The sequence below is a fragment of the Streptomyces mayonensis genome (assembly GCF_018982965.1).
GTDB lineage: Bacteria > Actinomycetota > Actinomycetes > Streptomycetales > Streptomycetaceae > Streptomyces > Streptomyces mayonensis.
On the sequence record NZ_JACBYP010000064.1, the window covers coordinates 1 to 25,452 of the forward strand.

A 25,452-nucleotide genomic window follows, 5' to 3' on the forward strand; every position below is an offset into this window, starting at 1 on the left:
GTTCCTCCCTCCGCCTCCGCCTCAGCCCCCGCCCCCGCACCCGCCCGCGTCCTCGTCGTCGACGACGATCCCACCGTCGCCGAGGTCGTCGCCGGTTACCTGGAGCGTGCCGGGCACCTCGTCGACCGGGCCGGGGACGGGCCGGCCGCGCTGGAACGGGCCGCGGCACACCGGCCCGACCTCGTGGTCCTCGACCTGATGCTGCCCGGCATGGACGGCCTGGAGGTGTGCCGGCGGCTGCGCGGCGCGGGACCCGTACCGGTGATCATGCTGACCGCCCGCGGCGACGAGGACGACCGCGTCCTGGGCCTGGAGGTCGGCGCGGACGACTACGTGACCAAGCCGTTCAGTCCCCGGGAGCTGGTCCTGCGGGTCGAGTCCGTACTGCGCCGCACCCGGCCCGCCCCCGGTGCACGGCCGCACCCCGAGGCCCGCCCGCCGTCCGCCGCGGGCCTGGCCGTCGACCCGGCCGCCCGCCGCGCCACCAAGGACGGCACGGAACTCGCCCTCACCCTCCGCGAGTTCGACCTGCTCGCCTTCTTCCTGCGGCACCCCGGGCGGGCCTTCGCCCGGGACGAGCTGATGCGGGAGGTGTGGGGCTGGGACTTCGGCGACCTGTCCACCGTCACCGTCCATGTCCGGCGGCTGCGCGGCAAGATCGAGGACGACCCCGCACGGCCCGGGCTGATCCAGACCGTGTGGGGCGTGGGCTACCGCTTCGACCCCGCCGGACGCCCCGGAGGCCCCGGACGCCGCGAACGGTCCGAGCGGTTTGAGCGGTCCGAGCGGTCCGGACACGGCGAGCGGTCCGGATACGACGAGTGGTCGGGACACGGCGAGCGGTCCGTGCGGGAGGCGGACTGACCGTGCACGACATGCTCCTCATCGCCCTCTACGCCTTCCTCGGCGCCGCCGCCACCGGCCTGGCGGGCGCGGCCGTGCTGCGGCTGATCCGGCGGCGTTCGCTGACCGCGTCGCTGGCGGTGGTGGCGGCGGTCGCCGTCCTCGCGATGCTGGCGGGCACGCTCGCCGTCGCCTGGGCGATGTTCCTGTCCCCGCACGACCTGTCCGTCGTCACCACGGTGGTGGCGATGGCGGCCGTCGTCTCCCTGCTCACCGCGCTGCTCCTCGGCCGCTGGGTGGTCGCCCGAAGCCGCGAACTGGCCGCCGCCGCCCGCTCCTTCGGCGACGACGGCGGCTACGCGGCACCCACGGTCCCGGCCACCGCCGAACTCGACGCGCTCAGCCGGGAACTGGCCGCCACCAGCGCCCGCCTCACCGAGTCCCGCGAACGCGAACGCGCCCTGGAGACCTCCCGGCGCGAACTGGTCGCCTGGATCTCGCACGACCTGCGCACCCCGCTGGCGGGCCTGCGGGCCATGTCCGAGGCCCTGGAGGACGGCGTCGCCACCGACCCCGACCGCTACCTGCGGCAGATCCGCACCGAGGTGGAACGCCTCAACGACATGGTCGGCGACCTCTTCGAACTCTCCCGCATCCACGCCGGCACGCTCCCCCTCGCCCCCGCCCGGATCTCCCTCTACGACCTGGTCGGCGACGCCCTCGCGGGTGCGGACCCGCTGGCGCGCGAGCACGGCGTACGGCTGGTCGGTGACGCGGTGGCGGCCGTGCCGGTCGAGGTGGACGGCAAGGAGATGAGCCGGGTCCTGGGCAACCTGCTGGTCAACGCGATCCGCCGGACGCCCGCCGACGGCACGGTCGCGGTCGCCGCCGAGCGGTCCGCCGAGGGCGTCGTGGTCTCGGTGACCGACGCCTGCGGCGGCATCCCCGAGGAGGACCTGCCGCGGGTCTTCGACACCGGCTGGCGCGGCACCCACGCCCGTACGCCTCCGGCCGGGGCGGGCCTCGGCCTCGCCATCGTGCGCGGCATCGTCGAGGCCCACCGCGGCCGGGCCACGGTCCGCAACATCCCGGGCGGCTGCCGCTTCGAGGTCCTCCTGCCCCTGGCGGAGGCGGAGCCCGGCCGCTGACGGGAGGTCTCGTCCCACCACGGGGCCCGGCCGCCCTTCCCGCCTACTCGCCCGGGGCGCCGGTGTCGACGCCGACGCCGGTGTCGGGCGCCCGCAGCCCCGACCGGGCGAACTCCCGCATGCCCTCCGCGAACCCGACCCGTGGCCGCCATCCCAGCCGGTCCCGCAGCCGGGCCGAGTCGGCCGTGATGTGGCGTACGTCGCCGAGGCGGTACTCGCCGGTGACGACGGGCTCCGGGCCGCCGTACGCGCCGGCCAGCGCGGCGGCCATCTCGCCGACCGTGTGCGGGTCTCCGCTGCCGGTGTTGTAGGCGCCGAGCGTCCCGGCCGGCGGGTCCGCCGTCAGCGCGGCGACGTTCGCCGCGGCCACGTCCCGTACGTGCACGAAGTCCCGCCGCTGGCGGCCGTCCTCGAAGACCCGAGGTGCCTCGCCGCGGGCGAGGGCGGAACGGAAGAAGGAGGCGACACCGGCGTACGGGGTGTCGCGGGGCATCCCGGGGCCGTACACGTTGTGGTAGCGCAGCGACACCGCCGTCGCGCCGGTCGTCCGGGCCCAGGCGGCGGCCAGGTGCTCCTGGGCGAGCTTGGTGGTCGCGTACACGTTGCGCGGGTCGGCCGGGGCGTCCTCGCCCACCAGACCGGGCGCCAGGTCCGCGCCGCACTCCGGGCACCGCGGCTCGAACCGGCCCGCGTCCAGGTCGGCGACGGCACGCGGTCCCGGACGCACCACCCCGTGCCGGGCGCACTCGTACCGCCCCTCCCCGTACACGACCATCGACCCGGCGAGCACGAGCCGCCGCACCCCGGCCCGGGCCATCGCGGCGAGCAGCACGGCGGTGCCGAGGTCGTTGCGCGAGACGTACTCCGCGGCGTCCGCGAACCCGTTGCCGAGCCCGACCATCGCCGCCTGGTGGCACACGGCGTCCACCCCGGCCAGCGCCCGCCCGACGGCCGCGGGGTCGCGCACGTCGGCGCCGGGGTCCTCGCGGACGTCGTAGCCGACGGGCTCGTGCCCCTGCTCCCGCAGGGCTTCGACGACGTGGGACCCGATGAACCCGGCGCTGCCGGTGACCAGTACGCGCATGCGCCCACGCTAGGCGCGCCGCAGCCCCGTTCCGGGCGCCGCGACCGGCACGTCACGGGTCCGTAAGGACCGGTCCCCGCGCACCCCTTCCGCACGCCCCCTCCGTGCCCCCCCCCCGCGCCCCTCCGCGCACCCCGCATCACCCCTCATCGGGACTTTGCCATCTCTTTACAACCCGACCGGTGGCCGGCTCGTCTCTCCGACCGATCCACCGCACCACCCCCTACACGACGAGAGTGAGCAACCCGATGCGCCGAACCATCCTCAGCGCCGCGGCCCTGGCGTGCACCGCCGTACTGGCCGGCACCGCCCCCGCGTTCGCCGACGACAGCCCGCGCCCCGCCGCCTCCGCCCCCTCGGACGAGCGTCAGGCCAGCCCCCGCACCGACCCGACCGTCGTGCCGAGCGAGGGCGAGGACCGTGCCGACTCCCGGACGGTCCCGGACGAGCGGGAGCGCGGCCGCGGCCAGGTCTCCGCCGTGCCCGAGGGCGCCGCCGACACCGGCGTCGCGTCGTCGGAGTCCTCCGGCGGCAACGAGGGCGTCATCGGCGCCGGCGCCGGTGCCGTGCTCCTCGCGGGCGGCGCGGCCGTCTTCGTGGTGCGCCGTCGTCGGGCGGCGACCGGGGCATGATCCGGTTCTCCGGGCGCGCTCTCGCCGCCGCCGCGCTGGCGGTGCTGCTCGCCGGCTGCGGTGGCGGCACCGGGGGCGGCGGCGGGGACGCCGGCACGGCGCCGGACCGCGCCGCCGCCACGGCACCGCCCTCGCACGCCGCGTCCAAGTCCGTGCCGCCGCTGGAACGTTCGGTGCCGGTCGGCCTGAGCATCCCGGCCATCGGCGTCGACACCCCGGTGATGCGGCTGGGGCTGGCCGCGGACAACACGGTGGAGGTCCCGCCCGTGGAAGAGGACGACCGTGCGGGCTGGTACCGCCACTCGCCGACTCCGGGTCAGGTGGGCCCGTCCGTCCTCCTTGGCCACGTCACGGTGGGCAGCCACGGCGACGGCGTCTTCCGGCATCTGACCCGGCTGCACCCGGGCGACCGGATCGAGACGCGCCTGGAGAACGGCACGGCCGCAGAGTTCACGGTCACGTCCGTGCGGACGGTGTCGAAGGACGAGTTCCCGACGGACGACGTCTACGGGGACGTGGCCGGTCCCGAGCTGCGGCTCATCACCTGCGGCGGCCCGCGGATCGGCGAGGAGTACCGCGACAACGTGATCGTCTTCGCGGAACTCAGCGCCACCAAGGGGACGTAGGCCCCGCGGCCTCCTGACCGGCCGTGCCGCACACGGCTTACCCTCACGACCATGGAGAGCGTTGAAACGGTCCCGTGACAGGGCGGCGTCCGAGCTGTTCGCCGCCCTGTATCCGCGCCTCGCCGGCTGGTGCCGCCGTCTCGTCGACGACGACGAGACGGCGCACGAGATCGCCTCCGAGGCGTTCACCCGGCTCTGGGCCCGCTGGACGTCCGTGGACGAGCCCCGCGGCTTTCTCTACGTCACCGCCGCCAACCTGGTGCGCGACCACTGGCGCAGAATGGAGCGCGAGCGCCGGGCGGTGCGCCGGGTCACAGCGGAGGTCGCGGTGCGTCCGCACACTGAACAGGCCGACCCGTCGGTGCGGATGCTCGTGCAGTCCCTGCCGGAGCGGCTGCGGGTGCCGATCCTGCTCCACTACTACGCCGACATGCCGATCCGGGAGGTGTCCGTGCTGACCGGACGCAAGGAAGGAACCGTCAAGGCCGACCTCCACGCGGCCCGCGAAATGCTCCGCGTCCATCTGAGGAGAAGCCTTGACCACACGCCTTGAGGACGGGCACGACGGGCAGGACGACTGGAACAACCGCAAGAACCGGAAGAACCGGGACGACCAGAAGGACTGGAGCGACCGGAACGACCGGAACGACCTGAACGACGGGACCCGCTGGGACGGTCACGACGGCTCGTACGGTCCTGGCGAACGCGAACGCGAACGCGAACGCGACCACGGCCAGGCCAACGGCAACGGCAACGTCAACGACGAGCCGGGTTTCGAGCGGGACGACGAGGACCCGCTGCTGGTGGTACTGCGTCCGGGCGCCGACTTCCTGGGCCCGCCGCCCGGCCGTTACCGGGAGATCCGCCGGGCGGCGTCCCGCCGGCGCCTGCTGCGGACCGCCGCCGGTGCCGCCGCGACGGCTGCCGCAGCCGCCCTGATCGCGCTGCCCCTGCACTGGGCGGCCCCCGCGCAGCCCTCGCGGCCCACGGCACCGCTGGCCCCGGCACCGTCCGACTCCCCACCGCCGACGTCCCCACCGGGCCCGGCGCCCAGCGACGCGACGCGGGACCCCAGGGAGAGCGACGTCCGGCCGTCCCCGGAGCGCACGGAGCGGCAGGACGCCACCCCCTCCGCGCCCGCCTCCGGGCGGGAGGTCCGGCCGACCAACGACGCGCCGGAGACCGAGCGCTGGGAATCCGAAAGGGAGTCCCTGGAAGGCCGCGACTCCGTGGCCACACCGACGGCGGAGCGCGGGGCGGACGCTGCGACGGGCCGATGATCCGCCAGGTGGTGCCGCAGGCCGAGTGGGACGCCGACCCCACTCGGCCGTAGGCTCCCGCGGCGCCGAGGGACGGGCGACGGGGGAGGTCGCCCGGCCTCAGGCGTCCTGAGACGGGCCGGGCGCGGCCCCGCCGAGCAGCGCGGACGCGGTCTCGACCGGTGTGGCGCCGGCCGCGGGCGCGGGCGCGGGTTCGGCGCCCGGAGCGGGGTGGCAGGTGAAGCCGAGGCGGGTCATGGCCCGGGTCACCTCGCCGCCGGAGAAGTCGCGGCGGTCCTGCCGGGTGACGACCTCGCCCACCTGCTTGACGGGGTAGCGGCGGCGGCCGATCGTCACGGACTCGCCCGTGACGGGCTCGGGCGTGACGCCCTTCATCGAGTCCAGCACTCCGCCCTTGGTGAGGTCGAACGGATACCGGGCGATGACACAGCGCATGATGCCTCCACAAGGGGGACGGGGCGGCACGGGCCGCCGTTCACCGGCGTCCGTACGGCCGCCGGGGCCAGAAGGGGTGGAACAAGGGCTGCGGGGAGGGCGGAGGGAGGATCAGGCCGCCGATCCGCCGGCGGACTGACGGCGGGGCCTGCGGCGCGGGGCCTCACCGGCGGGCCGCCCCTGGGTGCCGCGTCCCTGGCCGGTACGGGGCTGTGCGGCGCCGCGGCTCTGGGCGGCCGCGCCCTGACCGCCACGCCCCTGTCCGCCGCGGCCCCGGCGCCCGCGGGACGACGAGCCACCGCCGGACGAACCGCCCGACGACGAACCGCCCGACGCGGTGCGGCGGGAGCGCTGCTCCACGATCGGGGCGGCGATGACGACGGGGACTCCGGAGGGAGCCTGCGCACCGGTGATGCGGGACAGCTCCGCCTCGCCCGAGCGGACCGGGGTGACCTGCGGGGTGATCCCGGCCGAGGCCATCAGCCGGGTCATCTCGCGCCGCTGGTCCGGGGTGACCAGCGTGACGACGGTGCCGGACTCGCCGGCCCGTGCCGTGCGGCCGCCGCGGTGCAGGTAGTCCTTGTGGTCGCCGGGCGGGTCGACGTTGACGACGAGGTCGAGGTTGTCGATGTGGATGCCCCGCGCCGCGACGTTGGTCGCCACGAGCGCCGTCACCTGCCCGTCCTTGAACTGGGCCAGGGTGCGCGTGCGCTGCGGCTGGGACTTGCCGCCGTGCAGGCCGGCCGCGCGCACGCCGCTCTTGAGCAGGTGCTTGACCAGCCGGTCCACCCGGTGCTTGGTGTCCAGGAACATGATGACCCGGCCGTCGCGCGCCGCGATCTCGATCGTCGCGCGCTGCTTGTCCTCGTCGTGGACGTGCAGCACGTGGTGCTCCATCGTGGTGACGGCACCGGCCGACGGATCGACGGAGTGCACCACCGGGTCCGTGAGGTAGCGGCGGACCAGCCGGTCGACGTTGCGGTCCAGGGTGGCCGAGAACAGCATCCGCTGCCCGTCCGGACGCACTTGGTCGAGCAGGGCGGTGACCTGCGGCATGAAGCCCATGTCGGTCATCTGGTCGGCCTCGTCCAGCACGCTGACGGCGACGTCCCCGAGGTGGCAGTCGCCCCGGTCGATGAGGTCCTTGAGCCGTCCGGGCGTCGCGACGACGACCTCCGCGCCGGACCGCAGCGCGCCGGCCTGCCGGCCGATCGACATGCCGCCGACCACGGTGGCCGAGCGCAGGCCCACGGCGCGGGCGTACGGGGTGAGCGCGTCGGTGACCTGCTGGGCCAGCTCGCGGGTGGGGACGAGGACCAGGGCGAGCGGTCGCCGCGGCTCGGCACGCCGGCCGGCGGTACGGGCCAGCAGGGCGAGGCCGAAGGCGAGTGTCTTGCCGGAGCCGGTGCGGCCCCGGCCGAGGACGTCGCGGCCGGCCAGCGAGTTCGGCAGGGTCGCCGCCTGGATCGGGAACGGCACGGTCACGCCCTCGGCGCCCAGCGCGGTCAGCAGCCGGGGCGGCAGGTCCAGCTCGGCGAACGCCTCGACGGCGGGCAGGGCGGGCGTGACGGTCTTCGGCAGCGCGAACTCCCCGCCCTGGGGCGCGGGAGCGGCCCGGCGACCGGAGTTCTGGGGACGGCCGGGGTTCTGGGAGCGGCCCGCGGCCCGGGAGCGGCGGGGGCCGCCGCCGGAGCGCCTGCGGTCACTGGTACGTGCGCGGTCCATGGGGAAACCTTCCTCGATACGGCGAGCCATACGGCGGGACGGCGCGTATCAAGGGAGTCCGCAGCAGAGGAAATGCGCAGAGAATCGCAAGAACGAGCCGGATTCGGTCGTTGTCGGCACAGTCGTTGTCACGCTGGGCCGGTAGACCGGAAGGGAATGAAGAACGAAGAACGACAGAACGAAGAACGACAGAACGACAGGATGAAGAAAAAGCGAAAACGCGAGTGAGGGCCCGCACCCCAAGGTGCGGGCCCCTACTGCGACGTGTGAGAGCGCGTCGTGAGTGTCAGGCGACCACGATGTTCTCGGCGGTCGGGCCCTTCTGGCCCTGCGCGATGTCGAAGGTCACCTTCTGGCCCTCGAGCAGCTCACGGAAGCCCTGGGCGGCGATGTTCGAGTAGTGGGCGAAGACGTCGGGGCCGCCGCCGTCCTGCTCGATGAAGCCGAAGCCCTTTTCCGAGTTGAACCACTTCACGGTGCCGGATGCCATTTTTTTCTCCTTCGGGACGGTGCTCGGAGCCCGCCCTGTGCGAACTCCGGTCGCCGCGATGATCACCCCGTCGGAAAAGAACCTTCAGGCAACCACAACTGCAACTTCCCTCGACAGTAGCACGCCGTGATCGGAGGGTGCTGACGACAATCCGCTGGTCGGTTCATCAGACCGACCCGCCCCGACCCGCCTCGACCCGACCCGGATCGGGACCCGCGCGGGTCGGTCAGGCCAGGTCGGCGATGTCCTCCGCCGTGAGCTCGATCGACCCGGCGGCGACGTTCTCCTCCAGGTGGTCAGGGGAGCCGGTGCCCGGGATGGCCAGGGTGACGGGGGAGGAGGCGAGCAGCCACGCCAGGGCGATCTGCCGGGCCGTCGCCCCGTGCCGGGCGGCGACCTCGGTGACACGGTCCTCGCGGATGTCGCTCAGGCCACCGCCCAGCGGGAAGTACGGCACGTAGGCGATCCCCGCCTCCTCGCAGGCCGCGAGCACCTCCGCGTCGTCGCGGTTGCCGGCGTGGAAGTGGTTCTGCACGGCCGCGACCGGCGCGATCGCCCGGGCCTCTGCGAGATGCCCGGCGTCGACATGGCTCACGCCCAGGTGGCGGATCAGGCCCTCCTCGCGCAAGGCGGCCAGTGCCTCGAAGCGCGCGGCGATGGACTCGCCGCGCGGCGCGGGGCCCATGCCTCCGGCGCGGAAGTAGACCAGGTCGAGGCGGTCGAGGCCGAGGGCCTCCAGGTTCTCCTCGACCATCGGGCGCAGGGCGGCCGGATCGGTGGTCGCCTCCGCGCCGCCGTCCGGCGTGCGCACGGGGCCCACCTTGGTCGCGACGACCAGGTTCTCCGGGTAGGGGTGCAGGGCCTGCCGGATCAGGTCGTTGGCACGGACGGTGCCGTCGGCGCTGGTGTAGAAGCCCGCGGTGTCGATGTGGTTCACGCCGAGCTCCACGGCGCGGCGCAGTACGGCGCGTCCGGTCTCCGGGTCGCGGGCCGGACCGTGGAAGCCGTTGGTGGACAGGCGCATGGCTCCGAAGCCGAGCCGGCCGATGGCGAGGTCGCCGCCGAGGCGGAAGTCGTTGGTCATGCCTCCAGCCTGCGAGCCCCGTCCCCGCCCCCGCGAACCGCTGGCAACTAGCTGCCAAACCCCTGGCCACTGCCCCCTCCCCGGCCCTTCCGGTCAACCGCCCCCCAGGGCCCCGCTCCGGGTCCGCCGGTCCGTGCCTCCGCGTTCCGGGCCTCCTCGTTCCGCGTCTCCTCGTTCCGCGTCTCCTCGTTCCGCGTCTCCGCGTTCCGTGCCTCCTCGTTCCGCGTCTCCTCGTTCCGCGTCCACGGGCCTCCGTCGCCCGGGTGGGTGACAATGGCCGTATGGCAGAGAGTGTGACGATCCACGGTGAGCTGGACCTGCTGGCACGGGCCGGGCACCTGTTCTCCTCGGTCAGCGAGGAGTTCGTCTGTGCCGCCCGGGATCTCGACACCTGGCCGCGTCCCCGCTCCCAGGAGAGCGCCCGCGCCCGGGTCCGGGCCAGCCCGGTGCAGCGGGTGCGCAAGCTGTTCAGCCCGACCGTGCTGGTCGGCGAGGACAGCCGACGGGGCCTCGTCGAGCTGGCCGGCTCCGGCGCCCAGGTGCGGATCGCCGCGGGAGCCCTGCCGCACGAGACGATCGTCATGGACCGCCGGTACGCGATCCTCGCCGGAGCCGACGCGCCCACCGGCCGCGCGTACACGGTGACCACCGATCCCGCCGTGGTCGGCGGGGTGTACGCCCTGTTCGAGGCGGCCTGGGAAGCCGCCACCGACCTGGCGGCCTTCCTGCGGGGCGAGCAGCCCCACCTCGACTCCGGGAGCCGGGCGGTGCTGCGGGCGCTGGGTTCGGGCGCCACCGACGAGGCCGCCGCCCGGGAGTTGGGGATGTCGCTGCGCACCTACCGGCGCCGGGTCGCCGAACTGCTCGCCGCGCTCGACGCCGGGTCGCGCTTCCAGGCCGGGGTGCGCGCGGGTGAACTCGGTCTGACCGGCTGAGGGGTGGGGCCCCCGCGGCCCCACCGCCCTCTGCCGGCCGGTTACTTGCTGACCGCGAAGCGCATCAGGGCGTGCTCGTCGCCCTGCTTGATCTTGCCGGTGTCGTTGATGACCTCCAGCTTCCAGGAGCCGCCCACGCGCACGGCCTTGGCCACGGCGCAGCCGTTGTCCTGGCTCAGCAGGCTCGGCCAGATGTCGGCGACCTGCTGGGTGCTCCCGCCGGTCGCGTCATACACCTTGAAGCTGATGTTGCGGGCCTTCTGGAACGAGCTGCCCTTCTTGTACGCGGCGGCGACGAACACGATGGACGTGATGACGTCCGGGAGCCGGGCGAACTCGACGGTCACCGTCTCGTCGTCCCCGTCGCCGTGACCGGTCTGGTTGTCGCCGCTGTGGAGCAGCGAGCCGTTGCCCATGGGGTCGAGCGAGTCGAGACCGGCCAGGCGCACGGGGTCGGCGCCCTGCATGGCGACGGCGATCAGGTCGAGGTCGGTGCCGGTCTTGCGGCGCAGCTTGCCGAGCACCCCGCCGCTGCTGCCGGCCGTGGGGTCCCAGGAGACGCCGATGGACAGGTGGGTGACCCCGTCCAGGTCCGCGGGACCGTCTTCCTTGGTGAGCGTGATCATGCGCGAGTCATCCTCCGTTTTCGGGCCTACAGCGCAGAGTCTGCCTGGCACCGCGAGGATCCGATATGGCGGGTCTGTCACGAGCGCGACGGGCGGGGCGTGGCGCGTGACCCGACAGGGCCTGGCCGGGTGTCCGTGGCCGGGCGTCCGGGACCGGGCGTCCGCGGTCGGGGCGTGCCCTCGGCGGTTGACTACGCTGCGGGCATGCGGGCGGTGGAGAAGAGCGACCTGACCGGGCGGGCGCGGTTGCGCGCGGCGGCCCTGGAACTGTTCGCCGAGCGCGGCTTCGAGGCGACCTCGACGCGGGCGGTGGCCGCGGCGGCCGGTGTCTCACCGGCGCTGGTGACCCGGCACTTCGGCTCGAAGGACGGCCTGCGCGCGGCGGTCGACCGGCACGTGCTGGAGCGGATCGGCGGCGAACTGGCCGGCATCGAACCGGCGGACGGCCTGATGGAGTCCCTGGGAGCGGCCTCGGCCCGCCTCTTCGGCGCGGACCCGGTACTCAGGGGCTATCTGCGCCAGGTGCTGCTCGAGGACAGCGAGGCCAGTGCGGAGCTGTTCGGGCGGCTCCTGAGCGGGGCGCGGGCCGAGCTGGAGCGGCTGTCCGCCGTGCACGGCACCGCGCGGGAGGGCGGCGGCGCCGACGGCGCGTGGGCGCCGTTCCAGATGCTCTGCCTGATCCTCGGCCCCCTGCTCCTGGAGCGGGTGATGCAGCCCAACCTGGAGGCCCCGATGTTCGCCCCGGAGGTCCTGGAGCACCGCAGCGCGGCCAACCAGCGCCTGCTCCTGCGGGGCTTCTACGGCTCACTGGAGGAGCGGCCCGGGGGCTAGCACCAGTGCGAGGTGTACATGTGTTGAGGATGCTCAACACATGTACACACACCAATCGGGCGCCGATCCCGCGCCCTCCCGCGCATCCGGCGACCAGCCCTCCCGCGCCGGGAGTCCGGGTCCGCCCTCCTCCGGCCCCCGGCCCGGCGGCCGCCGTCTCGACTGGCTGGACAACCTGCGCATCGCCCTGACCGTGCTGGTGGTGGTCCACCACGCCGCCCAGCCGTACGGCCCCGCCGACTGGTGGTACGTCGAGGGCGAGCCGCGCAACGCCGCCCTCGCCACGCTGTCGGCCGTCGACGGCGCCTTCTTCATGAGCCTGTTCTTCTTCGTCTCCGCCGTCTTCGTCCCCGGCTCGTACGAGCGCCGCGGGGCCCGGCGGTTCCTGACGGGCCGGCTCGTACGGCTGGGCATCCCGGTCCTCGTCGGCGCGCTGACGATCGTCCCCGGGCTGATGTACGCGTACTACGTGCACTACCGCGGCTACCCGTCCCTGTCCTTCCCGCGCTACTTCGCCGACGTGTACCTGGGGCTGGGCGACAAGCCGGCGGGCTGGACCGGGCCCTCCTGGCCGGACCTGCAGTTCGGGCACCTGTGGTTCGTCCAGAACCTCCTCGCCTGCACCGTCGTGTACGTCGTCCTGCGCCGCCTCGGCGGCCTGCTGCGCCTGCGGGTCCGCCGCAGCCTGCCCCCGCCGGGCCATCTCGCGCTCGCCGCGCTGACCGTCTTCGTCGCCGCCGCCACCTTCCTCGTCCGGCTGCGGTACCCGCTGGACGAGTGGGTGCCCGTCCTGGACTTCCTCCAGGTCGAGCCCGCGCGCGTGCCGCAGTACCTCACCTTCTTCACGGCCGGCCTGCTCGCCTTCCGCCACGACTGGCTCGACCGCTTCGAGGCCCGCGTCGGCTGGACGTGGCTGGCCGGCGGAGCGGCCGGGGTGGCGGTGCTGTTCGCGGTCGGCGCCGACGCCGGGAGCTTCGCACCGGGCGGCGCGAACGGACCGGCCGCGCTGTGGGCGGCGTACGAGAGCGCGCTGTGCGTGGCCCTGTGCGTCGGGCTGCTCACGCTGTTCCGCGCGGCGGTGACCGGTGGCACCCGCTGGTCGAGGGAGCTGGCGGCGGACTCCTACGGCGTCTACGTCGTCCATCTGCCGCTGGTGGTCGCCGTGCAGTACGCCCTGGCCGACCGGAGCTCGTCCGCGGCGGGCCTGTGGATCACGGTGACGGTCCTCGCGGTGCCGGCCGCGTTCCTGCTCGCCGCGGGACTGCGGCGGCTGCCGGGTGCGCGCCGTGTGCTGTAGCCGTGCGCTGCGGAAGGGGGTCGCAACCCTTGGCGTAATCTTTTCGTCTTGTCCAGCTGACGGGTCGGCAACATTCCCGTTGACCGAAAGGTCATTATCCGCCTGAAAGCGGCTGAATCGGCTGAATTGGCACAACGGCTGAAAACAGCCGAAAAGAATGAAGATTGAGATACATGCCTTCACCGATACTTTCGCGAATAGGTTGGCATCGGCCACGGGTAAGACTCTGGGCCGTGGCGGGTGTGGCGACCCTCGGGTTCCTCGTCGCACTGGAGGTCGCCGCACGGCGCTACGGCCTGCCCGGGCCGATGACCAATCAGGCGAAAGAGGTGATATTCGCCCCCGTGTCGGGGCCGCTGCTGTACGCGGGCCTGGCGTTGACGATGGTGGTGCTGACCTGGCGGCAGCGGTTCGTCGCACTCGCCGCGGCCCTGGGGATCGACGCCGTGGTGGCCCTGGTGCGGTGGATGGCGGACGCCACGGTCACCGGCGGCCACGCCTTCGGCAACGGGGCGCTCTGGGCGGTCCTCGGCTGCGCGGTCACGGCCCTCACGCGCCGCACCGGCGCGGAACGGATCCTCCTGCTCAAGGGCGCCGGACTGGGTCTCCTGCTGGTGGCCGGCCGGAAGACGGGGGACGCCTGGCTGCTGATCACCGCGAAGACCCGTCCCGCGGTGCTCGACCCCTACGTGGCCGTCGCCGACCACGCGCTGGGCAACCCGTCCTGGCTGGTGGGCCGGCTGGTCAGGGCCTCGGGGCCGGTCGGCACCCACCTGCTCGACTGGGTCTACGTGCAGCTCGCGGTGGCCGCGGTCGTCGTCGCCCTCTACCAGCTGCGTCACGTGGCCGCCGAGCGCCGCTTCCCGCGCCACCACCTGGTACGCACCTTCCTGCTGATAGGCCTGCTCGGGCCCGGCATCTACATGATCTTCCCCGTGGTCGGTCCGATCTTCACCTACGGCTCCGGGGCCTTCGGCACGGGCGGTGAGCAGTGGGCGATCGCGCCGCTGTGGCCGGACACGCTCCCGCCGGTCGGCCCGCCCAAACCCTGGACCTACGACGGGGTCACCCCCCGCAATTGCATGCCCAGTCTGCACACCGCGTGGGCCACGGTGATTTTCCTGCATTCCCGGAAAGGGCCGCGCATTCTGCGTTTCGCGGGCACGTTCTGGCTCGTCGCCACGCTCACCGCGACGCTGGGCTTCGGTTATCACTACGGCATCGACCTCGTCGCCGGTGTGGTGTTCGCCGTCACCGTGGAGGCGGCCCTGCGCTCCTTCGACCGCGGCTGGGACCCCGCGGGACTTCGGCTGGTCGCCCACGGGGTGGCCGTCTTCGCGGCGGTGCTGGCCGCGTCCCGCTGGCTGCCGGTCGAGATGGCCCGCCATCCCCTGGTGTTCGGCCCCCTGCTGCTGCTCGCCATGGGCTCGGTGGTCCACGGCTATGTGCGCACCACGAGGAACTGGGCGGAGCCGGAGACCCTGCCCGCCGTGACGCGGCCCGAACCGCGCCTCGAAGCGGCCTGACCCCACAGTGGTGCCACATGGCGTCACTCGACGCCACGGTGGCGCCAAATGGTGGGGCGGTGGCGCCTCTCGGGGGCCTGTCGGGTCTCTTCCGCTTCGCGTTTCCCGGCGTTTCCGCAGGTTGGAGGCTTGCAGGAGTGGTGGTGCCACGCGCGGCGCCATGAAGGGTTGCGCATGACGCCATGATGGTGCCACCATGGCGTCATGGACCTCACCCCGTATGTCGACAGCCTTCGCCGAGACCTCGCGGTGGCCGCCGAGGCCGGTGGCGACGCTTCCCGTGAAGTGGCCGAGCGGCTGGTCGCGCCGCTGGAGTCGGCCGCCCGGCTGGCCATGCTCAACGTGCTCTCCGCCGCGATGGACGAGATCACCCGCGACCTCGCGCCCGGCTCGGTCGACGTACGGCTGCGCGGGCTCGACCCCGACTTCGTGGTGACGCCGCCGCCCGCCGATGCCGGCCAAGCTGCGGAGCCGGTCGCCGCGCCCGTCGAGGCGCCGGGAACGCAGTCGCCCGCCGACGGCGACGAAGGCGGCAACGCCCGCGTCAGCCTGCGCCTGCCCGCCCACCTGAAGACACGCGCCGAGGAGGCCGCGAACCGCGAGGGCCTGTCGGTCAACGCCTGGCTGGTGCGGGCCGTGTCGGCCGCGGTCGACGGAGGCGGCACCCCCCGGGCGACGGGGCCGGTACGTCCCGTCGGCCAGAGCTTCACGGGCTGGGTGCGCTAGCCGCGCACCGCGCACGCCACGTCGCGTCACGCCCACTTCGCAGTACGTCATACCGCGTCCCACCAGCGAGGACGCTCCCAGGACTCACGAGGACGGTACAGCCATGCCTTCTTACGACACTCCCGAACCGATCGCCGTCACCGCTCACGTGGGTGCCGGTTCCGTCCGGTTCGCCGCGAGCGACCGACTCGACACGGTCGTCGAGGTGCGGCCCGGCGACCCCAAGCGGGACCGGGACGTACGGGCCGCCGAGCAGACCACGGTCTCCTATGCGGGCGGCGTCCTGACGATCGCCACCAAGGAGCGCCGCTTCATCGGTCCCATGAGCACGGTCGACGTGACGGTGGAACTGCCCACGGGCTCACGCGTCGAGATGGACGGCTCCTGGACCCAGGTGCTCGGCGAGGGCCGGCTCGGCGAGGTCCGGGTGCGGACGTCGGGCGGCGACGTCCGCCTGGACACGACCGGGCCGCTGAAGCTCACCGCCTCCCACGGCTCGGTCACCGTGGACCGGGTAGAGGGCGCCGCCGAGATCGCCACCAGCTCCGGCAGCGTGCGCGTCGGCACCGTCGACGGCCCGGCCGTCCTCAAGAACTCGCACGGCTCCACGACCGTGGGCGCCGCCCTCGGCGACCTGCGGGTGAAGCACGCCAACGGCGACATCGGCATCGCCCGCGCCGAGGCCTCGCTCGTCGCGACGACCGCCCACGGCACGCTGCGCGTGGACGAAGTGGCCCGCGGAGAGGTCCGCCTGGAGACCGCCTACGGAGCCATCGAGGTCGGCGTCCGCGACGGCTCCGCCGCCTGGCTCGACATCAGCTCCCGCGGCGGGCACGTCCGCAACGGGCTCACCGAGTCCGGCGCCCCCGAGAAGTCCGAGGAGACCGTCAGGATCCGCGCCCGCACCCGGTACGGCAACGTCGACGTCCGCCGCGCCCGGGTCTGACCGCACCGCTCCCCGGGCGACGGCCCACTGCCTCACCCACCCTTCGAACGGGAGGAACCCGTCCCCGTGTCTGTCATGCCCACATCCAGCTACGACGGCGGCACACAGCCGCCCCCGGCCACCTCTTCGGCTTCTTCCGTCTCCGCCGCCTCCGGCTCCGGCTCCGTCTCCGCCTTACCGCCCGTATCGGCGGTCTCCGCCATCGGTCTGTGCAAGGCGTACGGCGACAAGACCGTCCTCGACGGCATCGACCTGCGGATCCCGGCCGGTTCCGTGTTCGCCCTGCTGGGACCCAACGGAGCCGGCAAGACCACCACCGTGCAGATCCTGTCCACCCTCGTCTCCGCCGACGGCGGGCAGGCGCAGGTCGCCGGACACGACCTCGCCACCGCCGGTCGGCGGGTGCGTGCCGCGATCGGAGTCACCGGGCAGTTCTCGGCCGTGGACGGGCTGATCACCGGCGAGGAGAACATGCTCCTCATGGCCGACCTGCACCTGCTCCCCAGGCGCGAGGGACGGCGCGTCGCCGCCGGGCTGCTGGAGCGCTTCGGCCTCACGGAGGTGGCGCGGAAGCCCGCGTCCACGTACTCGGGCGGCATGAGGCGCCGACTGGACATCGCCATGACCCTGGTCGGCAGTCCGCGCGTCATCTTCCTGGACGAACCGACGACCGGCCTCGACCCGCGTTCGCGCCACAACATGTGGCAGATCATCCGCGAACTCGTCACCGACGGCGTCACCGTCTTCCTCACCACGCAGTACCTGGAGGAGGCCGACGAACTCGCCGACCGCGTCGCCGTACTGAACAACGGCCGGATCGCCGCCGAGGGCACCCCCGGCGAACTCAAGCGCCTCGTCCCCGGCGGCCACGTCCGGCTCCGCTTCACCGCCCCGGACGCCTACCGTGCCGCGGCCGCCGCCCTGCCCGAGAGCACCCGGGACGACGCGGACCTCACCCTCCAGGTCCCCGGCGACGGCAGCCAGCGCGCGCTGCGCTCGCTCCTCGACCGCCTCGACACCGCGGGCGTGGAGGCGGACGAACTCACCGTCCACACGCCCGACCTCGACGACGTGTTCTTCGCCCTGACCAAGGAGACGGCCCGATGAGCAGTCCGGCCCCGGCCGTACGCAACTCCGCCACGATGCTGCGCCGCAACCTCCTGCACGCGCGCCGCTACCCCTCCCTCACCCTGAACCTGCTGCTCACCCCGATCATGCTGTTGCTGCTCTTCGTCTACGTCTTCGGCGACACGATGAGCGCGGGCATGAGCATGAGCAGCATGGGCATGGGCATGGGCACAGGCACGGGCCCGGGAGGCGCCGGTGGCGCGGACCGCTCCGCCTACGTCGCCTACCTCGTGCCGGGCCTGCTGCTCATGACCATCGGCAGCACCACGGTCGGCACCGCGGTCTCCGTCTCCAACGACATGACCGAGGGCATCGTCGCCCGCTTCCGCACCATGCCCATCCACCGCGGTTCCGTGCTGACCGGGCACGTGATCGGCAGCGTGCTGCAGTCGGTCGTCAGTGTCGTCCTCGTCGGGGCCGTCGCCGCGGCGATCGGCTTCCGGTCCACGGACGCCACCGCCCTGGAGTGGCTCGCGGCCCTGGGACTGCTCACGCTGTTCGCCACGGCCCTCACCTGGATCGCCGTCGGCATGGGCCTGATCAGCCCGAACGCCGAGGCCGCCAGCAACAACGCGCTGCCGCTGATCTTCCTGCCGCTCGTCTCCAGCACCTTCGTGCCCATCGACGCGATGCCGGGCTGGATCCAGCCGGTCGCCGAGTACCAGCCCTTCACGCCCGCCATCGAGACCCTGCGCGGCCTGCTCCTCGGCACGGAGATCGGCCACAACGGGTGGCTCGCGCCCGCCTGGTGCCTGGCGCTCTGCGCACTCGGCTACTTCTGGTCGCGCTCGGTCTTCGACAAGAGCGGCCGGAAGTGACCGGCCGCCCCTGCCGCGGTCGCTCAGTCCCGGTAGGCGTGGGTCTGGGTCGCCTTGACGGTGGCCCAGACGGTGACCCCCGGATGCAGGCCGAGTTCGGCGGCCGCGACCGTCGTCAGGTCGGCGGCGAGCGGGAGTTCGCCGGTGAGGTCGGCGCGGATCCGGTCGCCGTGGGTCTCCAGGCCCGCCACCTCGCAGCGCCAGAGGTTGCGGGCGCTGGAACCCGTGGGCCGCTCCCGGTGCAGGGTGACCGCGCTGGGCGGGAAGGCGACGAACGCCGGCCCGGTCAGTTCCTCGCCGGCCGTGATCGCGGCCCCGCCGTCGAGTCGTACCGTGTGCCCCTCGGCCCGCCCCCGGTAGAGGTTGAGGCCCACCAGGTGGGCGATGTAGTCGGTGCGCGGACGGCGGGCGATGTGGGAGGGGGCGCCCTCCTGGACGACGTGGCCGTCCTCGACGACGACGAGGTGGTCGGCGAGGACCATGGCGTCCAGCGGGTCGTGCGTGACGAGTACGGCCACGGCCTCGAAGTCGGCCAGGTGGTGCCGGAGCTGGGCGCGGACGTCCAGGCGGGTGCGGGCGTCGAGGGCGGCGAGCGGTTCGTCCAGGAGCAGCAGCCGGGGCCGGGTGGCCAGGGCGCGGGCGAGGGCGACGCGCTGGGCCTGGCCGCCGGAGAGCCGGCGCGGCTTGGCGCCGGCGTGCTCGGCGAGGCCCAGCCGCTCCAGCCACCCGGCGGCCCGCTCCCGTGCCTGCGCCTTGGACGCGCCCTGGCAGCGGGGCCCGAACGCCACGTTGTCCAGCGCGGTCAGGTGGGGGAAGAGCAGGTAGTCCTGGAAGACCACGCCGACCGGCCGGGCCTCGGGCGGCGTACGGTCCAACTCCGTACCGTCGAGCCGCAGGTGGCCGTCCGAGAGCGGGACGAGGCCGGCGAGGGCGCGCAGGGCGGTGGTCTTGCCCGCGCCGTTGGGGCCGAGCAGCGCGACGACGTCACCGGGCGCGGCCGTCAGCGCCACGTCGAGCCGGAAGGCCCCGCGCTCGACGACGAGCCGCGCGTCGAGCCCGCCGGCGGCCGGGGCACCGGCGTCGGCCCCGGCGGCGGTGTTCCCGTCGGCCGTGTCCCCGGGGGCGATGTTCTCGGTGTTCTCGATGTTGGCGGTGCTGGCGGTGCTGGCGGTGTTGTTGGTGTTGTCGGTGTTGTCGATCATGAGGCGGTCATCCAGCGGTCGCGCAGTCCGGCGAGTACGGCGACGGACACGGCCAGCAGCACCAGACTGAGGGCGATGGCGGCCTCCGGGTCGCTCTGCAGGGCGAGGTAGACCGCCAGCGGCATGGTCTGGGTACGGCCGGGGAAGTTGCCGGCGAAGGTGATCGTCGCCCCGAACTCGCCGAGCGCCCGCGCCCAGGCCAGTACGGCACCGGCGGCGATACCGGGCGCGATCAGCGGCAGCGTGACCCGGCGGAACGCGGTGAAGCGGGAGGCGCCGAGCGTGGTGGCCGCCTCCTCGTAGCGGGGGTCGGCGGCGCGCAGGGTGCCCTCGACGCTGATGACGAGGAACGGCATCGCCACGAACGCCTCCGCGAGGATCACGCCGGTGGTGGTGAACGGCAGTGTGATGCCGAACCAGGAGTCCAGCCACTGCCCGACGACCCCGTTGCGGCCCAGCGCCATGAGCAGGGCGACGCCACCCACCACCGGCGGCAGCACCAGCGGCAGTGTCACCAGGGCCCGGACGAGTCCGCGTCCCGGGAACTCCACCCGGGCGAGCAGCCAGGCCAGCGGCACGCCGATCACCATGCTCACCAGGGTCGCCGCCGTGGCGCAGATCAGCGAGAGCCTGAGCGCCTGCCAGACCTCGGTACTGGTCAGCAGCTCGGGCATGCTCGTCCAGGGCGCCCGGATCAGCAGGGCGACCAGCGGTAGCACGAGGAACGCCAGCCCGATCAGCGCGGGCACCAGCAGCGGCAGCGGAGCCCCGCCCCCGACAGACCGACGGCGCCGCGGCCGTCCTTCCGTACGGGAACCTGCCGTACGGGGACTATCCGTACGAGAAACATTCATACGGGAGCCATTCGTACGGGGACCATCCGTACGGGTCACGGCGCGGTGAACCCGGCCCCGGTCAGCACCTTCTGACCCTCGGCGGACCGCACCAGCTCCATGAACGCCTCGCCCGCCGCCGAGTTGGGCGCGTCCTTGAGCAGGGTGATCGGATAGTCGTTGACGGCCTTCGCCGCCTCGGGGAACTCCACACCCTCCACCTTGTCACCGGCGGCCTGTACGTCGGTCCTGTACACGACCGCCGCGTCGGCCTCCTTGAGCACGACCTTGTTCAGCGCCGACTTCACGTCCTCCTCGTAGGAGACCGGGGTCAGTTCGAGACCGGCGGAGGTCAGCGCCTTCTGTGCGGCGGCGCCGCACGGCACGGTCTTGTCGCACAGCACGACCTTCAGACCGTCGCCGGTGAGATCCCCGAGGGAGGAGACGCCGTCGGGGTTGCCGGGCAGGGTGGCGATCTCCAGCCGGTTGTGCACGAAGGTGGCGGGCGTCCCGGCGGCGGCGTCGGCGTCCGTGACGACCTTCATCGTCTTCGGACTGGCGGAGGCGAACACGTCCGCAGGCGCCCCGCTGGTGATCCCCGCGGCGAGCGAGTCGCTGCCGCCGAAGTTGAAGACGACCTTGGTGCCCGGGTGCTGCTTCTCGAAGGTCTTGCCCAGCTCGGTGAAGCTCTCCGTGAGCGAGGCCGCGGCGAAGACGTTCACGGTCCCGGACACCTGGTCCGAGCCGCCGGACCCGGACCCGGAGCCCGAACCGGCGTCGGAGCCGGAGCCGGAGTCGGAGGACGAGCAGGCACTCAGCGCCAGCAGCGCGGCGGCACCCGCTCCGGCCAGCTGAAGCGTCCGGCGGGTCCGGCGCGCGGAACGGGTCATCACGGGTCCACTCCCTCAGGTCCTGCCTCGGGTCCCGAAGGAACCCGCCGTCATCCCGATGATAGTGCCGCAGATGCCATCCGTAAGTCACCTGTCTCTTCGCATGAGCAGGCGCAATTGATCTATCGCCTGGCATGTGCGTTTGTACGGGGTGCTGTGTCGGGTACCGTCAGGAAGGAGGTGGGAGCCGTGAGCCAGTCCCTCGCAGCCGCCGTGTCGGCCGCCGGTCCGACGGCAGAGATGGTCATCACCGGCGATCTGCACCGTCCGGCCCGGCTGAAGGTCCCCGACCTCCTCGCCTGGCCCCAGCACACGGCGCAGGTCGCCTTCGAGTGCGCGACCAGCGGCGTCCGGCACCACCGCTTCACCGGCCCCCTGCTGTACGACGTCCTCACCGACGCCGCTCCCGACTTCGACCCCCGTCGCCGCAAGGACCGGCTGCGCTTCCTGATCGCCGTGAGCGGGGCCGACGGCCACCACGCCCTGCTGTCCTGGGCGGAGATCGACCCGGACTTCGGCCGCGCTCCCGTCCTCCTCGCGGCCACCCTCGACGGCACCCCGCTCGACCGCGCCGGATCCCAGCTGGTGCTGCCCCAGGACCGTTGCGGGGGCCGGTACGTCAGTGGCGTCGAGGCGGTCCAGGTGTGCGGCCGCTTCCCCGCACGGGACGCGGCGTTCCGGAGCCGGGGGCCGGCGCCCGGCCCGTGACGCGTGGCGAGGTGCTCACACGCGGTCGATGTGCACGTTCGTGGACTTCACGCGGGCCGTGGCCTCCATCCCCACCTCCAGGGCCAGCTCCTCCACGGCCTCCCGCGTCAGCAGCGACACCAGCCGGTGCGGGCCGGCCTGGATCTCGACCTGCGCCGCCACGTCACCGAGCTTGACGGCGGTGACGATGCCGGGGAAGGCGTTGCGCACCGACGTGTAGGACACCTCCTCCTCGCCGCTCCCGCCGCCCTGCGCCAGTTCCACGGAGAAGGCGGCGAGGTCCTTCCCGTCGATGAGCCGCCTGCCACCCTCGTCCCGGTGGGTCGCCACCCGGCCCGCGTCCGCCCACCGCCGGGCGGTGTCCGGACTCACGCCGAGCAGCCGGGCCGCCTGGCCGATCGTGTATGCCTGCATGGCCGCCAACATAGGCGACCTCCGGCGGGCGGAATGCACACGGCCCACGACAGGCGCACCATGGGACCGGGACCGGGACCGGGACCGGGACCGGGCGGGACCAGGACCAGCACCGGAACCGGGACAGGAGTCAGCACAGGAACCGGGACAGGAGTCAGCACAGGAACCGGGACAGGAGTCAGCACAGGAACCGGGACAGGAACCGGGAGCGGCGTCGGGAGAGGGGGCACCCGTGCCGGAACTGCCGGACGTGGAAGGCTTCCGCGCGGTGTTCGAGTCCTGCGCGACGGGCAGGACCGTACGCCACGTCGAGGTCCGTGACACGGGCGTCCTGCACGGAGTGAGCGCGCGTGGCCTGCACGACGCGCTGGAGGGCCGGCGCTTCACCGGGGCGCAACGCCACGGCAAGTGGCTGCTCGCGCGCACCGGCGGCCCCACCCTGCTGCTGCACTTCGGCATGACGGGCCGCCTGCTCTGCTGCCGCCCCGACGACCCCCTCCACCCGCACGACCGGGTCCTGTTCACCCTCTCCCGGGGCCACCGGCTCCGCTACCGCGACCAGCGCAAGCTCAAGGGCCTGTGGCTGGCCCACGACGAGGAGGGCGTCGCCGGGCTGCTCGGCCGCCAGGGTCCCGACGCGCTGACGGTGGACCGTGAGGGGTTCGACGCCGCGCTGGCCGCGCGCCGCGGCAGCGTCAAGACCGCCCTCACCGACCAGACCGTCCTGGCCGGGCTCGGCAACCTCCTGGCCGACGAGATCCTGTGGCGGTCCCGGCTGCGCCCCACCCACCCGGTGCCCGACCTCACCGCGGCCGACCGCCGCCGCCTGCACACCGACATGCGCCGCACCCTGCGCGCCGCGGTCCCCGAGGGCCGGGTCCCGCCGCGCGGCTCCTGGCTCACCGGCCACCGCGACGACCCGGACGCGGTCTGCCCGCGCTGCGGCACCGGTCTGCGTCGCGGGCGCACCGGCGGCCGCGGCACGGTGTGGTGTCCCCGGTGCCAGCCGGAGGACGCCGGGGCTCAGCGCACCGGGAACCCGAAGGAGTAGCCCTGCTCCTTGAGCCAGGGCAGGACCTGACGCAGGGCCTCGACGGTCTGGGTGCGGTCGCCGCCCGCGTCGTGGAAGAGCACCGTCGGCCCGTTGGAGAGCTCGCGCTTCACGGTCTCGACGATGGCCTCCGTGCCCGGCCGCTCGAAGTCCTTGGTGTCCACGTTCCAGCCGAGCGGCCGCATCCCGTGCGAGGCGGCGAGCTTGCGGCTGTAGGGGGTGAAGGCGCCGCCGGGCGCCCGGTAGTACTGGGGCCGTACGCCCCCGGACGCCTTGATGATCATGCGCTCGGCGTCGAGGATCTCCTTCGACTGGTAGGACTCGGGCTTCCTGTCCATGGCCGTGTCGTGGGAGACGGTGTGGTCGCACAGCCGGTGCCCGGCCGCGACGACCTGCTTCACGAGGTCCGGATAGGTCTGCGCCTGGACGCCCGTCACGCAGAACGTGGCCTTCACCCCGTACTCGTCGAGCAGGTCCAGCACTTGGGGGGTCCACGTCGGGTCGGGGCCGTCGTCGATGGTGATGTTGACGCCGCGCGCCCCCGCGTCCGAGGCGTGCACGATGGACACGTCGACGGACTCGGCCGGGCCGCCCTGGCCGGCGGACGCGGACGGCTTCGGTGCCGCACTGCCGACGGAGTCGGCCTGCGCGGTCCACACCGACGCCCCGACGGCCAGCAGCGTCACCCCGAGTGCGCCCCCGACCACCTTGCCGTACCAGCCCCGTCCCGCCCCGTGCCGCGCCATGTCCGCCCCGCCTTCCCGCAGTTGCTCGCCCGCCCTCGATCACCTCGAGTCCACCAGGCAGGACGACGAAAGGTTGCCCGGCGATCCGTCCGTTACGGATCGCGGACAGTCCCGGAGAGGTTCGCGGACAGTTCTGGAGAGGTTCGCGGACAACCCGACGGCACCCGGGAGCGGACGACCGATCCTCCGTAACCTTACGGCCGAAAACTTATCCGCGTTCTCTCTTGCGTGCGTCGGCCGCACGGTCGTAGGGTTACAACTGTAAGCAAACACTCGCTGCCGAACCGGATCGGTCACAAGGGGAACGCCATGAACCACAGCACAACCGCCCGCACCGCCGGTGCCGCAGGCACTGCGGCTGCCGCCCGCACCGCCGTCACCGCGACCGAGATCCTGCTGCCGGGCGAGGTCGAGCCCGAGGGCCTTCAGCTGCGCACGCACGAGCTGCCGGCTCCGGCCAAGGGCCAGGTCGTCCTGCGGATGGAGGCGACCGGCGTCTCCTTCGCCGAGCAGCAGATGCGCCGCGGCAAGTACTTCGACCAGCCGCCGTTCCCCTTCGTGCCGGGCTACGACCTGGTCGGCACCGTCGTCAGGACGGGCCCCCAGGCCGACCCGGCGCTCGTCGGGCGCCGTTTCGCCGCGGTCACCAAGACCGGCGCCTGGGCCAGCCACCTCCTCGTCGACGCCGCCGACCTGATGCCGGTGCCCGACGGCATCGACCCGTCCGCCGCCGAGACGGTCGTCGTCAACGGCATCACCGCCTGGCAGATGCTGCACCGCACCGCCGAGGTCGAGGCCGGCGGCACGATCGTGGTCCTGGGCGCCAACGGCGGCGTCGGCTCCATCCTCGTCCAGCTCGCCCGCCACGCCGGCATCACCGTGATCGGCACCGCCTCCCCCCGCCACCACGACGCGCTGCGGGGGCTCGGCGTCACCCCCGTCGACTACCGCGACCCGGACATGTACGCCCGCATCCGCAAGCTCGCCCCGGACGGAGTGGACGCGGTCTTCGACCACGTCGGCGGCCCCGGCATCGAGGACTCCTGGAAGCTGCTGCGCCGCGGCGGCACCCTCGTCTCCTACGGCACCGCGGCGACCAAGGACGAGGAGGGCAACTCCCAGGCCCCCGTCCTCAAGCTCTTCGCCCGCCTCGGCGCCTGGAACGCCATGCCCAACGGCAGGAGCGCCCACTTCTACAACTTCTGGGCGGGCAGCCGCCGTTGCCGGTCCTCCTGGCAGCGCCGCCTGGCCGAGGACCTCGGCAGCGTCCTGCGCCTGCTGGCCGACGGCAGCGTGACCCCGCAGATCGCCGGGACCTTCCCGCTGGCCGACGCGGCCGCCGCCCTGCGGCTGGCCGAGTCCCGCACCGTCGCCGGCAAGGTCGTCATCGTCCCCGGACCGGTCGAGGCCTGACCCCGCCCTGCGCAC

28 protein-coding genes are annotated in these 25,452 nt (G+C 73.4%); 17 read left to right on the forward strand and 11 right to left on the reverse strand.

Going from position 1 to position 25,452, the window contains the following annotated elements; all coding sequences use genetic code 11:
• Both HZS56_RS22715 and HZS56_RS22720 read left to right on the forward strand, forming a co-directional pair.
• Positions 1–864, forward strand: an 864-nt coding sequence (locus HZS56_RS22715; RefSeq protein WP_216722620.1) for a response regulator transcription factor, incomplete at its 5' end; no start/stop codon positions are given.
• 2 nt (positions 865–866) lie between these two features.
• Entirely contained in the window at positions 867–1,991 is a 1,125-nt protein-coding gene (locus HZS56_RS22720) for a sensor histidine kinase (RefSeq protein WP_216722621.1), read from the forward strand.
• Between the two features lie 43 nt (positions 1,992–2,034).
• On the opposite strand, the gene HZS56_RS22725 is transcribed toward HZS56_RS22720, so the two are convergent.
• Entirely contained in the window at positions 2,035–3,075 is a 1,041-nt protein-coding gene (locus HZS56_RS22725) for an NAD-dependent epimerase/dehydratase family protein (protein WP_216722622.1), read from the reverse strand.
• Between the two features lie 248 nt (positions 3,076–3,323).
• Between HZS56_RS22725 and HZS56_RS22730 the strand changes: the two genes are divergently transcribed.
• From HZS56_RS22730 to HZS56_RS22745, 4 genes are all read left to right on the forward strand, one after another.
• Positions 3,324–3,707 carry a Tat pathway signal sequence domain protein gene (locus tag HZS56_RS22730; protein WP_216722623.1) on the forward strand — a complete coding sequence of 128 codons (384 nt, stop codon included), beginning with the start codon at positions 3,324–3,326 and terminating at the stop codon, positions 3,705–3,707.
• Positions 3,704–4,333, forward strand: coding sequence for a class F sortase (locus HZS56_RS22735; RefSeq protein WP_216722624.1), 630 nt, complete (start codon positions 3,704–3,706; stop codon positions 4,331–4,333). The genes HZS56_RS22730 and HZS56_RS22735 overlap by 4 nt, the downstream gene beginning before the upstream one ends.
• 61 nt (positions 4,334–4,394) lie before the next feature.
• The gene (locus HZS56_RS22740) at positions 4,395–4,886 is read left to right on the forward strand and encodes an RNA polymerase sigma factor (RefSeq protein WP_216722625.1); all 492 of its coding nucleotides are present in this window, start codon (positions 4,395–4,397) and stop codon (positions 4,884–4,886) included.
• Positions 4,870–5,613 carry a hypothetical protein gene (locus HZS56_RS22745; protein ID WP_216722626.1) on the forward strand — a complete coding sequence of 248 codons (744 nt, stop codon included), beginning with the start codon at positions 4,870–4,872 and terminating at the stop codon, positions 5,611–5,613. The genes HZS56_RS22740 and HZS56_RS22745 overlap by 17 nt, the downstream gene beginning before the upstream one ends.
• 99 nt (positions 5,614–5,712) lie before the next feature.
• Here the strand turns inward: HZS56_RS22745 and HZS56_RS22750 are convergent, their stop codons facing one another.
• The 4 genes from HZS56_RS22750 to HZS56_RS22765 all read right to left on the reverse strand — a co-directional run bounded on the left by HZS56_RS22750 (position 5,713) and on the right by HZS56_RS22765 (position 9,347).
• On the reverse strand, positions 5,713–6,048 hold the full coding sequence (locus HZS56_RS22750; protein ID WP_216722627.1) for an SCO5918 family protein: 336 nt from the start codon (positions 6,046–6,048) through the stop codon (positions 5,713–5,715).
• A gap of 111 nt (positions 6,049–6,159) precedes the next feature.
• Positions 6,160–7,773, reverse strand: a complete 1,614-nt coding sequence (locus HZS56_RS22755; RefSeq protein WP_216722628.1) for a DEAD/DEAH box helicase — start codon at positions 7,771–7,773, stop codon at positions 6,160–6,162.
• Between the two features lie 286 nt (positions 7,774–8,059).
• Positions 8,060–8,263, reverse strand: coding sequence for a cold-shock protein (locus tag HZS56_RS22760; RefSeq protein ID WP_019324834.1), 204 nt, complete (start codon positions 8,261–8,263; stop codon positions 8,060–8,062).
• 226 nt (positions 8,264–8,489) lie between these two features.
• On the reverse strand, positions 8,490–9,347 hold the full coding sequence (locus tag HZS56_RS22765; RefSeq protein WP_216722629.1) for an aldo/keto reductase: 858 nt from the start codon (positions 9,345–9,347) through the stop codon (positions 8,490–8,492).
• 281 nt (positions 9,348–9,628) lie between these two features.
• Between HZS56_RS22765 and HZS56_RS22770 the strand changes: the two genes are divergently transcribed.
• Positions 9,629–10,282, forward strand: a complete 654-nt coding sequence (locus tag HZS56_RS22770) for a helix-turn-helix domain-containing protein (protein ID WP_216722630.1) — start codon at positions 9,629–9,631, stop codon at positions 10,280–10,282.
• A gap of 41 nt (positions 10,283–10,323) precedes the next feature.
• Here the strand turns inward: HZS56_RS22770 and HZS56_RS22775 are convergent, their stop codons facing one another.
• Positions 10,324–10,908: a TerD family protein gene (locus HZS56_RS22775; RefSeq protein WP_216722631.1), complete on the reverse strand. Its 585-nt coding sequence runs from the start codon at positions 10,906–10,908 to the stop codon at positions 10,324–10,326.
• Positions 10,909–11,112: 204 nt separating this feature from the next.
• On the opposite strand from HZS56_RS22775, the gene HZS56_RS22780 reads away from it, so the two are divergent.
• The 7 genes from HZS56_RS22780 to HZS56_RS22810 all read left to right on the forward strand — a co-directional run bounded on the left by HZS56_RS22780 (position 11,113) and on the right by HZS56_RS22810 (position 18,180).
• A complete protein-coding gene (locus tag HZS56_RS22780; protein ID WP_216722632.1) occupies positions 11,113–11,739 on the forward strand; it encodes a TetR/AcrR family transcriptional regulator in 627 nt (208 codons plus the stop codon).
• Between the two features lie 40 nt (positions 11,740–11,779).
• On the forward strand, positions 11,780–13,036 hold the full coding sequence (locus tag HZS56_RS22785) for an acyltransferase family protein (RefSeq protein ID WP_216722633.1): 1,257 nt from the start codon (positions 11,780–11,782) through the stop codon (positions 13,034–13,036).
• A gap of 233 nt (positions 13,037–13,269) precedes the next feature.
• Complete coding sequence (locus tag HZS56_RS22790) at positions 13,270–14,562, forward strand: phosphatase PAP2 family protein (RefSeq protein ID WP_308408135.1); 1,293 nt, start codon at positions 13,270–13,272, stop codon at positions 14,560–14,562.
• 204 nt (positions 14,563–14,766) lie between these two features.
• Positions 14,767–15,288, forward strand: a complete 522-nt coding sequence (locus HZS56_RS22795; RefSeq protein WP_216722635.1) for a hypothetical protein — start codon at positions 14,767–14,769, stop codon at positions 15,286–15,288.
• A gap of 103 nt (positions 15,289–15,391) precedes the next feature.
• Entirely contained in the window at positions 15,392–16,234 is an 843-nt protein-coding gene (locus HZS56_RS22800; protein WP_216722636.1) for a DUF4097 family beta strand repeat-containing protein, read from the forward strand.
• 75 nt (positions 16,235–16,309) lie between these two features.
• Complete coding sequence (locus HZS56_RS22805) at positions 16,310–17,341, forward strand: ATP-binding cassette domain-containing protein (protein WP_216722637.1); 1,032 nt, start codon at positions 16,310–16,312, stop codon at positions 17,339–17,341.
• On the forward strand, positions 17,338–18,180 hold the full coding sequence (locus tag HZS56_RS22810; protein ID WP_216722638.1) for an ABC transporter permease: 843 nt from the start codon (positions 17,338–17,340) through the stop codon (positions 18,178–18,180). Before HZS56_RS22805 ends, HZS56_RS22810 begins: the two co-directional genes overlap by 4 nt.
• Positions 18,181–18,203: 23 nt before the next feature.
• On the opposite strand, the gene HZS56_RS22815 is transcribed toward HZS56_RS22810, so the two are convergent.
• Genes HZS56_RS22815 through modA form a run of 3 tightly spaced genes read right to left on the reverse strand, consistent with a single transcriptional unit; the run spans position 18,204 to position 21,105 of the window.
• Positions 18,204–19,382, reverse strand: a complete 1,179-nt coding sequence (locus HZS56_RS22815; RefSeq protein WP_253914697.1) for an ABC transporter ATP-binding protein — start codon at positions 19,380–19,382, stop codon at positions 18,204–18,206.
• Positions 19,379–20,236, reverse strand: coding sequence for a molybdate ABC transporter permease subunit (modB, locus tag HZS56_RS22820; RefSeq protein WP_216722639.1), 858 nt, complete (start codon positions 20,234–20,236; stop codon positions 19,379–19,381). Before modB ends, HZS56_RS22815 begins: the two co-directional genes overlap by 4 nt.
• A 35-nt stretch (positions 20,237–20,271) precedes the next feature.
• Positions 20,272–21,105 (reverse strand): molybdate ABC transporter substrate-binding protein, encoded by an 834-nt coding sequence (gene modA / locus HZS56_RS22825; RefSeq protein WP_216722640.1) that lies wholly within the window; start codon positions 21,103–21,105, stop codon positions 20,272–20,274.
• Between the two features lie 189 nt (positions 21,106–21,294).
• Between modA and HZS56_RS22830 the strand changes: the two genes are divergently transcribed.
• Positions 21,295–21,813, forward strand: a complete 519-nt coding sequence (locus HZS56_RS22830; RefSeq protein WP_216722641.1) for a molybdopterin-dependent oxidoreductase — start codon at positions 21,295–21,297, stop codon at positions 21,811–21,813.
• 15 nt (positions 21,814–21,828) lie between these two features.
• On the opposite strand, the gene HZS56_RS22835 is transcribed toward HZS56_RS22830, so the two are convergent.
• Positions 21,829–22,227 carry a TOBE domain-containing protein gene (locus tag HZS56_RS22835; RefSeq protein ID WP_216722642.1) on the reverse strand — a complete coding sequence of 133 codons (399 nt, stop codon included), beginning with the start codon at positions 22,225–22,227 and terminating at the stop codon, positions 21,829–21,831.
• Positions 22,228–22,459: 232 nt separating this feature from the next.
• On the opposite strand from HZS56_RS22835, the gene HZS56_RS22840 reads away from it, so the two are divergent.
• A complete protein-coding gene (locus HZS56_RS22840; protein WP_216722643.1) occupies positions 22,460–23,278 on the forward strand; it encodes an Fpg/Nei family DNA glycosylase in 819 nt (272 codons plus the stop codon).
• On the opposite strand, the gene HZS56_RS22845 is transcribed toward HZS56_RS22840, so the two are convergent.
• Positions 23,251–24,024, reverse strand: a complete 774-nt coding sequence (locus HZS56_RS22845; protein ID WP_216722644.1) for a polysaccharide deacetylase family protein — start codon at positions 24,022–24,024, stop codon at positions 23,251–23,253. The two genes, HZS56_RS22840 and HZS56_RS22845, sit on opposite strands and share 28 nt — an antisense overlap.
• 309 nt (positions 24,025–24,333) lie before the next feature.
• On the opposite strand from HZS56_RS22845, the gene HZS56_RS22850 reads away from it, so the two are divergent.
• Positions 24,334–25,437 (forward strand): medium chain dehydrogenase/reductase family protein, encoded by a 1,104-nt coding sequence (locus HZS56_RS22850; protein WP_216722645.1) that lies wholly within the window; start codon positions 24,334–24,336, stop codon positions 25,435–25,437.
• Positions 25,438–25,452: the final 15 nt, after the last annotated feature.

Coding starts and splice junctions, on each gene's coding strand:
- HZS56_RS22725 (WP_216722622.1), bottom strand. CDS start 3,075: ATGCGCGTACTGGTCACCGGCAGCGCCGGGTTCATCGGGTCCCACGTC.
- HZS56_RS22730 (WP_216722623.1), top strand. CDS start 3,324: ATGCGCCGAACCATCCTCAGCGCCGCGGCCCTGGCGTGCACCGCCGTA.
- HZS56_RS22735 (WP_216722624.1), top strand. CDS start 3,704: ATGATCCGGTTCTCCGGGCGCGCTCTCGCCGCCGCCGCGCTGGCGGTG.
- HZS56_RS22750 (WP_216722627.1), bottom strand. CDS start 6,048: ATGCGCTGTGTCATCGCCCGGTATCCGTTCGACCTCACCAAGGGCGGA.
- HZS56_RS22755 (WP_216722628.1), bottom strand. CDS start 7,773: ATGGACCGCGCACGTACCAGTGACCGCAGGCGCTCCGGCGGCGGCCCC.
- HZS56_RS22760 (WP_019324834.1), bottom strand. CDS start 8,263: ATGGCATCCGGCACCGTGAAGTGGTTCAACTCGGAAAAGGGCTTCGGC.
- HZS56_RS22765 (WP_216722629.1), bottom strand. CDS start 9,347: ATGACCAACGACTTCCGCCTCGGCGGCGACCTCGCCATCGGCCGGCTC.
- HZS56_RS22770 (WP_216722630.1), top strand. CDS start 9,629: ATGGCAGAGAGTGTGACGATCCACGGTGAGCTGGACCTGCTGGCACGG.
- HZS56_RS22775 (WP_216722631.1), bottom strand. CDS start 10,908: ATGATCACGCTCACCAAGGAAGACGGTCCCGCGGACCTGGACGGGGTC.
- HZS56_RS22780 (WP_216722632.1), top strand. CDS start 11,113: ATGCGGGCGGTGGAGAAGAGCGACCTGACCGGGCGGGCGCGGTTGCGC.
- HZS56_RS22785 (WP_216722633.1), top strand. CDS start 11,780: ATGTACACACACCAATCGGGCGCCGATCCCGCGCCCTCCCGCGCATCC.
- HZS56_RS22795 (WP_216722635.1), top strand. CDS start 14,767: ATGGACCTCACCCCGTATGTCGACAGCCTTCGCCGAGACCTCGCGGTG.
- HZS56_RS22800 (WP_216722636.1), top strand. CDS start 15,392: ATGCCTTCTTACGACACTCCCGAACCGATCGCCGTCACCGCTCACGTG.
- HZS56_RS22805 (WP_216722637.1), top strand. CDS start 16,310: ATGCCCACATCCAGCTACGACGGCGGCACACAGCCGCCCCCGGCCACC.
- HZS56_RS22810 (WP_216722638.1), top strand. CDS start 17,338: ATGAGCAGTCCGGCCCCGGCCGTACGCAACTCCGCCACGATGCTGCGC.
- HZS56_RS22815 (WP_253914697.1), bottom strand. CDS start 19,382: ATGATCGACAACACCGACAACACCAACAACACCGCCAGCACCGCCAGC.
- modB (WP_216722639.1), bottom strand. CDS start 20,236: ATGAATGTTTCTCGTACGGATAGTCCCCGTACGGCAGGTTCCCGTACG.
- modA (WP_216722640.1), bottom strand. CDS start 21,105: ATGACCCGTTCCGCGCGCCGGACCCGCCGGACGCTTCAGCTGGCCGGA.
- HZS56_RS22835 (WP_216722642.1), bottom strand. CDS start 22,227: ATGCAGGCATACACGATCGGCCAGGCGGCCCGGCTGCTCGGCGTGAGT.
- HZS56_RS22845 (WP_216722644.1), bottom strand. CDS start 24,024: ATGGCGCGGCACGGGGCGGGACGGGGCTGGTACGGCAAGGTGGTCGGG.
- HZS56_RS22850 (WP_216722645.1), top strand. CDS start 24,334: ATGAACCACAGCACAACCGCCCGCACCGCCGGTGCCGCAGGCACTGCG.